Raw genomic sequence first — 11,475 nt, 5'->3', positions numbered from 1 at the left:
GCCCCCCCGCCCCCCCCCGCCCCCCGCGACTGAGCGGGTTCCTTCGATACGTGGTGCGTAGATGCGTACCTCTGGGCGCGCACGGGGAGCGGGAATGCACCTGCGCCCGGTCGGTCCGGGCGTCGCAACTGCCTGAAAAGCCCCGGAAATTACCCCCCGCACGGGCGATTCAACCCTGGCACACCTTCCACAGGAGCAACAAGACGCCCGTACGACAACAATGGCTTTGAAGGAAAGTCAGAATTAGGGGCGAGAGCCAGGTCCGGTGCGGTGGCTTTCGGTTTTCCGGGCGCCCCGTGTGAAGCGTGCGCACACTTCGGCCGCCGGCGCACGCTGCCCGGAGTCCCGGGCCGGGTAGTGGACTTGGGTCGGCCTCTCGGAAGGCCCCGCGCGGGACGGCGGCACTCCCGCGCGCGACGGGCCGCCGGCCCTGTTCCTCCCGCCCTAGGCCGGCGGCCCCAGCGGCTTCCCCCGGCCGGCCGGGGCGGGTTCGGATCGCCCTGTTCCTCCGGCCTTCGGCCTCCGGCCGGGGCGGGGTTCAGATCTGCCAGGAGCGGAGCCGGTCGGCCGCGCCGTACACGTCGGTCTTGCCGGACAGCAGGTCGCGGGCGAGGTCGACGAGGGCGCCGTAGGGCGGGTCGATGCCGACGCCGCTGACGAACATGTAGGCCACTGCGGTGGCACAGGCGAAGCGGGCGTTGGCCGCGGGCAGCGGCTTGAGCACGGCGAGGGTGTGCAGCAGGGCGGCGGCCCGCCAGGCGGGGTCGGAGTCCACCCCGAGCCGGGGCGGGTCGACGCGGTGCCGGGCGACGGCGGCGACCAGCGAGGAGAAGTCGTCGACCGCGGGCTGGTCGGGCAGGACCTCCTCGTGCCGCTGGAGCAGCCACGGGACGTCGATGTGGATGACTGAGGGCATCGCTCAGGCGGCCTCGCCCTTGGCGGTGGGCGGCTCGTCCTCGGGGAAGGCGGCCGCGAACTCCTCGGCGTGGGCGGTGAAGAAGCTGCGGAAGGCCTCGGCGCCCTCCTGCAGTGCCCGGTGCCGGGCTATGTCCGCGGCGGCGGCCTCGCGTACGAGGGCCTTCATCGACGTACCGCGCTCCTTGGCGATCTGCCGCAGATCCTCGAGTTCCCGATCGCTGAACTCCACGTTGAGAGCTGGCATGTCCCACACGGTACCGCGCGGGTACTCACCCGTAAATATCCCCAGGTCAACCTGTATCTCCTGCGGTACCTGAGGGCCCTGAGGGCCAGGTCCGATTCCCGCCGGTCCCGCGGCGCGCGGCGCAGCAGACTCGACAGCGCAGGCAAGGAACCGGAGGAGAACCGATGAACAGCCGAACCGTCCACACCGTCCACCGAGCCCGCTCGGCGACCTGTTGCTGACCGGCTCGGTCTCGCCCGCCGGTCTCACCCTCACCACGCTGTCCCCGCCGGGGCGGCGCGGCGCGCCCGCGCTCCGTCCGGAGGACCGCGACGACGGTCCTTTCGCGGAGGCGCACCGTCAGCTGGACGCGTACTTCGCGGGCCGCCGGATCCGCTTCGACCTGCCGCTCTCCACCGCCGGCACGCCGTTCCAGCGGATGATCTGGCAGGCCCTGGCGGACATCCCGCACGGCGCGACGACCACCTACGGGGAACTGGCCACGCGGCTGGGCGTGCCCAGGGCCGAGATCCGAGCGGTGGGCGGGGCGCTCGGCGCCAACCCGCTTCTGCTGGTCCGGCCCTGCCACCGGGTGGTCGGCGCGGACGGGTCGATGCGCGGGTACGCGGGCGGAGTCGAGCGCAAGGTCTGGCTGCTCACCCACGAGGGCGCGCTGCAGCCGACGCTGGTCTGAAACGAGCCCCGCGCCCGTCCGAATCAGGAGGAGTCATGGAGATGACCCGAGTCCAGGCTCGTCACCGGGTGGGCGGTACCGACTGGGCCGCGCTCGCGGACGAGCTGGACGAGCACGGCTGTGCGTCCACCGGCCCGCTGCTGACGCCCGCCGAGTGCGCCGACCTGGCCGCCCTGTACGACAAGCCGGAGCTGTTCCGGACCACGGTGGATCTGGCCCGGCACCGGTTCGGCTCCGGCGAGTACCGCTACTTCACGCACGACCTGCCCGCCCCCGTGGCCGCGCTGCGCGCCGCGCTCTATCCGCGGCTGCTGCCGGTCGCCCGGGACTGGGCGGCCCGCCTCGACCGCCCGGCGCCCTGGCCCGACGCGCTCGAGGAGTGGCTGGCGCGCTGTCACGCCGCGGGCCAGGACCGGTCGGCGCAGATCCTGCTCAGCTACGGTCCGGGCGACTGGAACGCCCTGCACCGGGACGTGTTCGGGGAACTGGTCTTCCCGCTGCAGGTGGTGATCGCCCTGGACGCGTACGGCACCGACTACACGGGCGGCGAGTTCCTGATGGTCGAGCAGCGGCCGCGTGCCCAGTCCCGGGGCACGGCGACCGTGCTCCGGCAGGGCCACGGCCTGGTGTTCACGACCCGGGACCACCCCGTGCGCACCCGCCGCGGCTGGTCGGCCGGGGCGATGCGGCACGGGGTGAGCACCGTACGGTCGGGGCGGCGGCGCACGCTGGGGCTGGTGTTCCACGACGCGGCGTGAGCGCGGCCGGTCTCAGACGTCGAGCCTGCTGATCCGCACCGCTCCCTTCGCCTCGCCGGGGTACGCGCTGGTGAGCGTCAGGCGCAGCCGCGAGCCGCGCACCGCGTCGAAGGTGATCACCGTCGGGCTGTCGGAGTCCGTGGCCCAGTCGACCCGCGCCCCGGTCACGGGGGTGTAGGCGCGGCCGTCCCACACCGCCACCTCGGCCTTCGCGGGCAGGGTGTGGGTGGCGTCCACGGTGAAGGAGACCGCCACCCGGTCGACGGTGCGGGTGCGCCCGAAGTCGACCGACACCCAGTCCTCGGCGCGGGCCCCGTTGAAGGCGGGCAGCAGCGCGGTGGCCGACTTGGCGAAGGAGTTGGACCAGCCGGTCGCCGGGTCACCGTCCAGCATCGCGGCGGGCAGGGTGTCCGGCCGCCCCGAGTAACCGGCGTCCGCGTAGGGGTGGGCGAGCGGCGCCGGGGGGTCGGGCGCGAAGGCGGGCGCGGGCGTGCGGGCGGTGTCGCGGGCCGGGGTGGCGCGCACATTCACTGCGCCCTTGCGCAGGCCATCCGCCGTGGCGGTGACCTTCAGCGCGCCGGGCCGGGTGCCCGAGCGGACGATGGCGAGGGCCTTGCCGTGGAAGGCGCTGCGGGTGGTGGCCTGGTAGCGCTCGGCGCTCTCCTCGCGGCCGTTGTCGACTCCGGCGAGGGAGCCGCCGGTGACGTCGAAGGTGACGAGGTGCTCGGCGTCGGGCACGAGCACCCCGTGCGCGTCGACGACGTCGGCGGTCACGAAGACGAGCGACCGGCCGTCGGCGGCAAGGGTCTCGCGGTCGACGGTCAGCCGTACGGCGTGCGGGTCCCCGGCGGTGCGCAGGACGTCGGTGGCGACCACCCTGCCGTCCCGCCGGGCGACCGCCTTCAGCTCACCCGGCCGGTAGGGCACCTTCCAGCTCAGGTGCAGCCTGCCCGCGCTGCCGTTGGGGCTGGTGTAACTGCCCGGGTAGGGGCCGTCGGTGAAGGTCTTGTCGTCGCCGGTGGCCTCGGTGGTCTCCAGGTAGGGGCGTCCGTCGGTGGTCCGCTTGGCGTCGAACTCCCTTGTGCCGAGGGACTTTCCGTCGAGGAACAGCTCGACGGAGGGCACGTTCGCGTATGCCCACACCTCGACCGTGTCGCCCTGCTCGTGGTTCCAGGTCATGGGCAGCAGATGGACCATGGGCTCGGTGGTCCACTGGCTCCGGAACAGGTGGTACATGTCCTTGGCGAAGCCGGCGGTGTCGACCGCGCCGAAGAAGGACGACTTGACGGGGAACACGTTGTACGGCGTGGGCTCGCCGATGTAGTCGATGCCCGACCAGAGGAACTGCCCGGCGAACCACCTGCGGTCGCGGTCCTTCTTGTGGCCGTACTCGCCGCTCATGGTCCAGGAGGCGAGGTTGTTGTCGTACGAGGAGGTCGCGCGCCTTCCGGGGGTGTGGTTCTCGCCCGTGTTGAGGTGCTCGGGCTCCTGGTACGTGCCGCGTGTGGAGGTCTCCGAGGACGACTCGGACTCGAAGAGGAACAGGTGCGGGTAGGCGGCGTGCAGCGCGTCGACCGACTTGGCGGTGTTGTAGTTCAGGCCGAGCCCGTCGAGCTTGGCGAGCATGAGGTCGGCCGCGGAGCCCTTCTTCGGCACGCCGCGGTACTTGTCCGAGCCGATGACGAGGGGCCGGGTGTCGTCGGCGGCCCGGATCGCGCCGATGATCCGGTCGGCCATGGCGAGCCCGGCCGTGGAGGTGGAGTCGGGGATCTCGTTGCCGATGGACCACAGCACCACGGCGGGCGAGTTGCGGGCGGCGAGGACCATCTCGGTGGCGTCCTTCTCGCACCACTCGTCGAAGAACCGGCCGTAGTCGTACTTCGTCTTGCCGGTGCGCCAGCAGTCGAACGCCTCGACCATCATCACGATGCCCAGTTCCTCGCAGACCTGGATCATCTGCGGCGAGGGCGGATTGTGCGAGGTGCGGAAGGCGTTGACGCCCATCGACTTCATGATGGTCATCTGTCTGCGGACCGCGTCGATGCTGATCGCCGCGCCGAGCGCGCCCTGGTCGTGGTGGAGGTCCACGCCCTTGATCTTGGCGTGGGCGCCGTTGAGGGAGAAGCCCTCGTCGGGGTCGAAGCGGTAGGTGCGGATGCCGAAGGGCGTGCGGCAGGTGTCGGTGGTGCGGCCCGCGACACGGAGTTCGGTGTGCAGCGTGTAGCGGTGCTCCGGGGTCGCGAAGTCCCACAGGAGGGGCTCCGGGACGGTCAGTTCCTGGGTCTGCGTCGCCCGGTCGGAGACGGCGGCCGTGGTTGCCGCCCGGGCGACCGTACGGCCGTCGGGCCCGGTGATGCGGGACACCACCTCGACGTCGGTGCCGGCGCCGGACTCGTCCACCACGGTGGTCGCCACCCGCACCAGCGCGCGGTCCGCGGAGACCTCGGGCGTGGTGACGTAGGTGCCCCAGCGGGCGACGTGCACCGGCTCGGTGATCACGAGCCGGGCCTCGCGGTAGATGCCGCTGCCGGAGTACCAGCGGCTGCTGGGCAGCTGGTTCTGGACCTTGACCGCGAGCACGTTGGGGGTGCTGCCGTCGGTGTGCACCAGGTCGGTGAGGTCGAGGGCGAAGCCGGTGTAGCCGTAGGGGTGGCGGCCGGCCTCGGTGCCGTTGCAGTAGACGTGGGAGTCCATGTAGACGCCGTCGAACTCCACCGAGATCCGCTTGCCCGCGCAGGCCGGCGGCAGGGTGAAGGCGAGGCGGTACCAGCCGAGGCCGCCGGGGAGGAAGCCGGTGCCGCCGGCGGTGCCGTGGTCGGTGGTGGGGGTCTGCTCGATGCTCCAGTCGTGCGGGACGGCGACCTCGCGCCAGGCGGAGTCGTCGCATCCGGGGTCGGCGGCCCGGGCGTAGGCGCCGGTGGCATCGGTGAGGCCGCCCGGGTCGGCCGGCGCGAAGCGCCGGCCGACCCGCAGCGGCACGGTGCGGCGTCCCCCGGCGCCCCCGGACCCCTCGGCGGCGAGGGCGGCCGGGGCCGCCGGAACACCGAGGAGTGCTCCGGCCGCCGGCGCTGCCGTGGCTGCGACCAGAACCGATCTGCGAGTGACCGTCATGCCGGCTCTCCCTCATCAGGGCCCAGAAGTACTCACAACTGATCATGAACAAACAGATTCTGACGGGCAGCCACACGCGATCGTCAAGGGTCCGGAACGGTGCGCCTTGCTCCGAGGAAAGATCGGCCGGAATTCCCCCTTGACCGTGTTCGACCGACCGGCCACCCGGCCGGGGGTCGCGGTCCACGGCCGTGCGCGAAGCACTACGCTGGAACACGAGAGGTGCCACCTGTTCACTGTGAGTGTGCGCTTGGGAGCGGCGACGATGAGCCGGGTCTATCCGTTCGACGACGCGGCGACGGCCCGGGCTGTCATCGATGACGACGGAACGCTGGTGGAGTGGAACGAGGGCGCGCGGCGTCTGCTCGGCCACTCCGCGGACACCGTCGTGGGCCGCCCCGTGGCCGAGCTGCTCGCCGGGGACGCGCTCCTGGTCAAGCCGAGGGGGCCGCGCTGGGACGGCACGGTGGCTTTGCGCCACCGGGACGGCCGCACGGTCTCGGTGTGGGTCCTCGCCCACCGCCGTCCGGCGCGTGCCGGCCGCCCCGCCGACTGGCTCGTCATCACCCCGCTGGACGGCGCCGAGCCGCCCGCCGACGAGGATCAGCTGGGCGAGGCGGGCCTGGTCCAGTCCCCCTGCGCGCTGTCCGTCTACGACGAGCGGCTGCGGCTGTGCCGGATGAACGACGCCATGGCCGAGGTGGTCGGGCTGCCCGAGGAACGCGTGCGGGGTCTGAGGGTCTCGGAGATCGAGGGCAGGCCGCAGAGCGAGGAGCTGGAGCAGGGCATGCTCCAGGTGCTGACCACCGGACAGCCGATGGACATGCAGACCTTCCTGCGCGACGACGGCGGGGACCCGGCGCACGCGTGGCTCGCCCGCCTCGCGCCGGTCACCGGCCCGGACGGCCGGGTGCGGGGCGTGAGCATGGCCGCGCTCGACGTCACCGACAGCCACCGGGCGAGGCAGCGGCTGCAGCTGGTCAACGAGGCCAGCATGCGCATCGGCTCCACCCTCGACGTCACCCGCACGGCCCAGGAGCTGGCGGACGTGTGCGTCCCCGCCCTCGCCGACTTCGTCACGATCGACCTGCTGGACCCGCAGGAGTACGGCGAGGAGCCCCCGGCCCGCGTCGCCGCCCCGGTCACCCTGCGCCGGGCCGCCCACCGCTCGGTCCACAGAGGTGTGCCCGAGGCGGTGATGGAGCCCGGGGAGAACGAGGAGTACCCGGCCGGCTCGCCCCAGGCGGACTCGCTGACCGCCGGCCACACGATCATCACCTCGATCGCCGCGGGCGACATGCAGCGCTGGCTGACCTGGAACACCGCGCGCGACAATCAGGTGCGCCGGTTCGGCATCCACTCCTCGATGTCGGTGCCCATCCAGGCCCGGGGGCTCACCCTCGGCGTGGCGGTCTTCACCCGGCACCGGCGCCCGGACGGGTTCACCGCCGACGACCGGCTGCTGGCCGAGGAGATCACCACCCGCGCCGCCGTCTGCATCGACAACGCCCGGCGCTACTCGCGCGAGCGGGAGACCGCGCTCGCCCTGCAGCGCAGCCTGCTGCCCCGCTCGCTGCCGCGCACGGCCGCGCTGCAGGCCTCGTCCCGGTATCTGCCGGCCGCCCGGGCGGGGGTGGGCGGCGACTGGTTCGACGTGATCCCGCTGTCGGGGCTGCGGGTCGCCATGGTCGTGGGGGACGTCGTCGGGCACGGCGTCCAGGCCTCGGCCACCATGGGCCGGCTGCGCACCGCCGTGCGCACCCTCGCGGACATCGACCTGGCCCCGGACGAGCTGCTCACCCACCTGGACGACCTGGTGGTCCGGCTCTCGGAGGAGTCCGGCGGCGACGGCACCACCGGCGAGGTCGGCGCCACCTGCCTGTACGCCGTGTACGACCCGGTGTCGCGGCGCTGCACGCTGGCCCGCGCCGGGCATCCGACGCCCGTGCTGCTGCCGCCGGGCGGCCGGCCCCGCCAGCTCGACCTGCCCGCGGGTCCCCCGCTGGGCCTGGGCGGGCTGCCCTTCGAGTCCGCGGAGGTGGACCTGCCGGAGGGCACCGTGCTCGCCCTGTACACGGACGGGCTGGTGAAGTCCCGGGAGCGGGACGGCGACGGCGGCCGGCAGCTGCTGTACCAGGCGCTCGGCGCGTACGCGGAGTCCCTGGACGAGTCCTGCGACCGCATCCTGCACGCCCTGCTGCCGTCGGGCGGCGCCGCCGACGACGTGGCCCTGCTGCTCGCCCGCACCCAGGGCCTGCCCGCCTCACAGGTGGCGACCTGGGACATCCCCGCCGACCCGGCGCTCGTCGCGCCGATCCGCAAGCAGGTCGTGGAGCAGCTCGACGCCTGGGGGCTGAGCGAGGCCGCGTTCACGGCGGAGCTGGTGGTCAGCGAGCTGGTCACCAACGCCATCCGGTACGGCGCCCGCCCGATCCGGCTGCGGCTGATCCACGACGCGACCACGCTGATCTGCGAGGTGTCCGACACCAGCCACACCGCCCCGCATCTGCGCCGTGCCAAGACCTTCGACGAGGGCGGCCGGGGCCTGCTGCTGGTCGCCCAGCTCACCCAGCGCTGGGGCAGCCGGCACACCACCGAGGGCAAGACGATCTGGGCGGAACTCCCCCTGTTCGAGGAGGACCGGTAGCCCTCAGGAGGCGGTCAGCCAGGGCCGTACCTGTTTGCGGGCCTCGTGCAGGCGGGACTTGAGGGTGCCGAGCGGGATGCCGACGCGCTCGGCGACCTCGGCGTAGTCCAGCTGGCAGATGTCCCGGTACACCAGCGGCGCGACCAGGTGCGGATGCTCCCGCTCCAGCCGGTCCAGGGCCTCCAGCAGGTCCACCCGGGAGCCGGCGATCACGCTGGTGGTGCGCGGGTCGACGGCGTGCGAGGGCTCGATGGCGGCGGGCTGCTCGGCGGCCCGCCGCTTCAGCTCGCGGTACTTCTGCCGGCAGCAGTTGGCGACCACGGTGTACAGCCAGGTGCCGAAGCGGCTGCGGCCCTCGAAGGCGGTGATGTGCCGGGCCACCTGGAACAGCACGTCCTGCGCGGCCTCCTCCGCGTCCTCCCGGCAGGGCAGGAAGCGCGCGCAGCGGCGCACGACCTCGGGCCGGATCTCGGACAGCAGCCGGTCCAGGGCCGCGCCGTCGCCTGCGGCGGCCCGCCGGGCGAAATCTTCCAACGGCGCCTCGTCCTGCACGTCAGGGCCCCCCTTCAAGTCGATCTCAGGGCAGGCATGATAGTCGTATGCACCCCCTGGAGCGGATCGGCCGCTACCGCCTCGAACGGCCGCTGGGCACCGGCGCCTTCGCCACGGTGTGGCTCGCCCACGACCCGGAGCTTCAGGCCCCGGTCGCGGTGAAGGTCCTCGCCGAGAACTGGTCGCACCGGCTCGACATCCGGGACCGCTTCCTGTCCGAGGCACGGCTGCTGCGCCGGGCCGGCTCCAGCCGGGTGGTGCAGGTCTACGACATCGGTGAACTCCCCGACGGCAGGCCGTACTTCGTGATGGAGTACGCCGACGGCGGCACCCTCGCCGACCTGCTGACGGGCGGGCCGCTGCCGGTGCCCGACGCGCTGGCGCTGACCGCCGAGGCCGCGCGGGCGGCCGCCGCGCTGCACGAGGCGGGGATCGTGCACCGCGACATCAAGCCCACCAACGTGCTGCTGCACACCGCCCCGGACGGCACCCGCCGGGTGCTGCTGGCCGACCTGGGGCTGGCCAAGAGCCTCGCGCAGGCCTCGGTGCTCACCCTGGCCGCGGGCTCGGCGGGCTACCAGCCGCCGGAGCAGGCCGAGCCCGGCGAGGGCATCGACGAACGGGCCGACGTCTACAGCCTGGGCGCGGTCGGCTACGAGCTGGTCACGGGAAGTGTGCCGGGGCCGCCGGGCAAGGTCGTACCGCCCGGGCGGCTGCGGCCGGACCTCGGCGACGACGTGGCACGGGTCCTGCTGCGCGCCCTGGAGGCGGACCGGACCCGGCGCTGGCCGGGCGCGCAGGCGTTCGCGGACGAGCTGGACCGGCTGGCGGCGGGGCCGGGCGGCCGGTCCGTGCGACGGCTGGACGGGGTCCGCGGCCGGCTCAACACGGTGACGCTGTCCCTCGCCGCCGTCCTCGCGGCCACGGCGGCGGCGGTCGCGGTCACCATGATGATCCAGCACAGCGGCACGGCGGACGGCATACAGGTCGCGGACTCCACCGGCCGGGTGACCGTCCGGGTGCCCGCCGGCTGGGGGCACGAGCTGCGGGACTCCGGCTGGGATCCGCGGGCGCTGGGACTCGGCGCGGGACACGAGCCCGGACTGGTGGTGGCCGACGACCTCTCCCGGTGGACCGATCTGAAGGCCCCCGTGGACGGCGTGTTCGTCGGCGTCAGCGCGCACGGTGACATCACCGCGAAGGTCAAGGCCCTCGCCCACACCGGCTGCCACTACTCCAGCAGCCGCGATTTCAGCGACGCGGACTGGCACGGACTGGTTCGGGCCTGGAGCGACTGCCCGGACGGCGGCTCAATCACGGAGTCCGCGCTCACCCCGGCGCACGGCGCCGGGCACCCCCAGGTGTACGTCCAGATACGCCAACGGGGTGACGGTGACGCCACCGACGGGGTACTCCGCTCGCTGCGGACGGGCTGAGGCGTCGGCTCACGGCCGAAGCGGGGAAAAGAACCCTGTGTGCGCCGAACTTTTCCCGCTGCCCGCGCATCGCAGTGGGTGACGGCGCACCCGGCGCCGAAGGCACGCGTTGCGGCGCGTGCCCCGAACATCCAGGAGTGTTGAGCGACATGGTGTACACACCCCGGTCCACGCGGCACGGGGCCCTGCTCGTGGGCACGGCCGCCGTGCTGGGCCTCCTGACCGCCTGCGGCAACGGCCACGACGTCCACAGCAACCCGCCCGTGACGGCCTCGGGCACGGCCGCGCCCGCGACCGACGGCACGAATACCCCCGCGTCCGCCGCCTCCGCCGCCCCGTCGGCCACCTCCGGCGCCCCCTCGGCGACCGCTCCCGGCGCGACCACCACCGCGGGCGCCGGCACGACGACGATCACGGCGGGCACCCGCTGCCACGCCTCCGAACTGCGCGCCTCCGTGGGCCGCAACGACCCGGGCGCCGGCCAGGAGAACTTCCCCGTGGTGCTCACCAACAAGTCCGCCCGGACCTGCACCGTGCACGGCTTTCCGGGCGCGGCCTTCGTGAACTCCTCCGGCACCCAGCTCGGCCCGGACCCCAGGCGTGAGTCCGGCTCCCCGGTGACGGTCACCCTCAAGCCGGGGCAGAGCGCCTGGGCCGGGCTGACCTTCTCCAACCCGGGGATCAGCGGCGCGAAGACCGCGACTCCGGCCGCGCTGCTGGTCACGCCGCCCGACGAGCGGGACCAGCTGAAGGTGGCGTGGGCGGGCGGACCGGTGCCCGTCTCCGGGAACTCCTCGTCCGTCTCCCTGACGGTGCTCGGTCCCGGCACCGCCCCCTGAGCCGCTCCCCCGGCTCCTCCCCCCTCCGCGAACCCCGCTGCCGTCCCCCGGGCAGCGGGGTTCGTCATGACCGCGTCACAACTGTCACAGGACGGCAACAGGCGCGGCCGGCCGCGATCTTTCCCGTGGATCCCGCCATCGAACCCGTCGACCGCACAGACCAAGCCCTCCTTCGGGGGCCATGACGAGGAAATCGGGGACAAGATGAGCGGGATCTCACGCAGGCGGGTGCTGACGGCGGGGGCGGCGGGTGTTGGTGGAGGACAACGACACCGTGGTTGCGGTGTCGGGGGCCGT

Annotated in this window: 9 protein-coding genes; 5 read left to right on the top strand and 4 right to left on the bottom strand. The window is 73.4% G+C overall.

What is annotated here, in order from left to right:
• Positions 1–538 precede the first annotated feature (538 nt).
• Positions 539–916 carry a toxin Doc gene (locus ACWEN3_RS28280; RefSeq protein WP_452976378.1) on the bottom strand — a complete coding sequence of 126 codons (378 nt, stop codon included), beginning with the start codon at positions 914–916 and terminating at the stop codon, positions 539–541.
• 3 nt (positions 917–919) lie between these two features.
• The gene (locus tag ACWEN3_RS28275) at positions 920–1,162 is read right to left on the bottom strand and encodes a hypothetical protein (protein ID WP_452976376.1); all 243 of its coding nucleotides are present in this window, start codon (positions 1,160–1,162) and stop codon (positions 920–922) included.
• A 214-nt stretch (positions 1,163–1,376) separates the two neighbouring features.
• Here ACWEN3_RS28275 and ACWEN3_RS28270 point away from each other — a divergent pair, with 214 nt between their 5' ends.
• Positions 1,377–1,835: a methylated-DNA--[protein]-cysteine S-methyltransferase gene (locus ACWEN3_RS28270; RefSeq protein ID WP_452976374.1), complete on the top strand. Its 459-nt coding sequence runs from the start codon at positions 1,377–1,379 to the stop codon at positions 1,833–1,835.
• Between the two features lie 35 nt (positions 1,836–1,870).
• Entirely contained in the window at positions 1,871–2,593 is a 723-nt protein-coding gene (locus ACWEN3_RS28265) for a 2OG-Fe(II) oxygenase (protein ID WP_452976371.1), read from the top strand.
• A gap of 12 nt (positions 2,594–2,605) precedes the next feature.
• Here ACWEN3_RS28265 and ACWEN3_RS28260 read toward each other — a convergent pair whose 3' ends face one another.
• On the bottom strand, positions 2,606–5,704 hold the full coding sequence (locus ACWEN3_RS28260; protein ID WP_452976369.1) for a glycoside hydrolase family 2 TIM barrel-domain containing protein: 3,099 nt from the start codon (positions 5,702–5,704) through the stop codon (positions 2,606–2,608).
• Positions 5,705–5,969: 265 nt separating this feature from the next.
• Here ACWEN3_RS28260 and ACWEN3_RS28255 point away from each other — a divergent pair, with 265 nt between their 5' ends.
• Positions 5,970–8,351 (top strand): SpoIIE family protein phosphatase, encoded by a 2,382-nt coding sequence (locus tag ACWEN3_RS28255; RefSeq protein ID WP_452976367.1) that lies wholly within the window; start codon positions 5,970–5,972, stop codon positions 8,349–8,351.
• A gap of 3 nt (positions 8,352–8,354) precedes the next feature.
• On the opposite strand, the gene ACWEN3_RS28250 is transcribed toward ACWEN3_RS28255, so the two are convergent.
• Positions 8,355–8,903 (bottom strand): RNA polymerase sigma factor, encoded by a 549-nt coding sequence (locus tag ACWEN3_RS28250; RefSeq protein ID WP_452976365.1) that lies wholly within the window; start codon positions 8,901–8,903, stop codon positions 8,355–8,357.
• 47 nt (positions 8,904–8,950) lie between these two features.
• On the opposite strand from ACWEN3_RS28250, the gene ACWEN3_RS28245 reads away from it, so the two are divergent.
• Both ACWEN3_RS28245 and ACWEN3_RS28240 read left to right on the top strand, forming a co-directional pair.
• A complete protein-coding gene (locus tag ACWEN3_RS28245) occupies positions 8,951–10,339 on the top strand; it encodes a serine/threonine-protein kinase (RefSeq protein WP_452976363.1) in 1,389 nt (462 codons plus the stop codon).
• 149 nt (positions 10,340–10,488) lie between these two features.
• A complete protein-coding gene (locus ACWEN3_RS28240; protein WP_452976361.1) occupies positions 10,489–11,178 on the top strand; it encodes a DUF4232 domain-containing protein in 690 nt (229 codons plus the stop codon).
• The last annotated feature ends 297 nt before the right edge of the window (positions 11,179–11,475 follow it).

This window comes from Streptomyces sp. NPDC004561, assembly GCF_053602155.1.
The sequence above is the reverse complement of the archived record's forward strand: the minus strand, read 5'-3'. Positions and strand labels throughout refer to the sequence as shown.

What these genes read in the sequence shown, in the direction of transcription:
- ACWEN3_RS28275 (WP_452976376.1), bottom strand. Translation starts at nt 1,162, where the DNA reads ATGCCAGCTCTCAACGTGGAGTTCAGCGATCGGGAACTCGAGGATCTG.
- ACWEN3_RS28265 (WP_452976371.1), top strand. Translation starts at nt 1,871, where the DNA reads ATGGAGATGACCCGAGTCCAGGCTCGTCACCGGGTGGGCGGTACCGAC.
- ACWEN3_RS28255 (WP_452976367.1), top strand. Translation starts at nt 5,970, where the DNA reads ATGAGCCGGGTCTATCCGTTCGACGACGCGGCGACGGCCCGGGCTGTC.
- ACWEN3_RS28280 (WP_452976378.1), bottom strand. Translation starts at nt 916, where the DNA reads ATGCCCTCAGTCATCCACATCGACGTCCCGTGGCTGCTCCAGCGGCAC.
- ACWEN3_RS28245 (WP_452976363.1), top strand. Translation starts at nt 8,951, where the DNA reads ATGCACCCCCTGGAGCGGATCGGCCGCTACCGCCTCGAACGGCCGCTG.
- ACWEN3_RS28240 (WP_452976361.1), top strand. Translation starts at nt 10,489, where the DNA reads ATGGTGTACACACCCCGGTCCACGCGGCACGGGGCCCTGCTCGTGGGC.
- ACWEN3_RS28260 (WP_452976369.1), bottom strand. Translation starts at nt 5,704, where the DNA reads ATGACGGTCACTCGCAGATCGGTTCTGGTCGCAGCCACGGCAGCGCCG.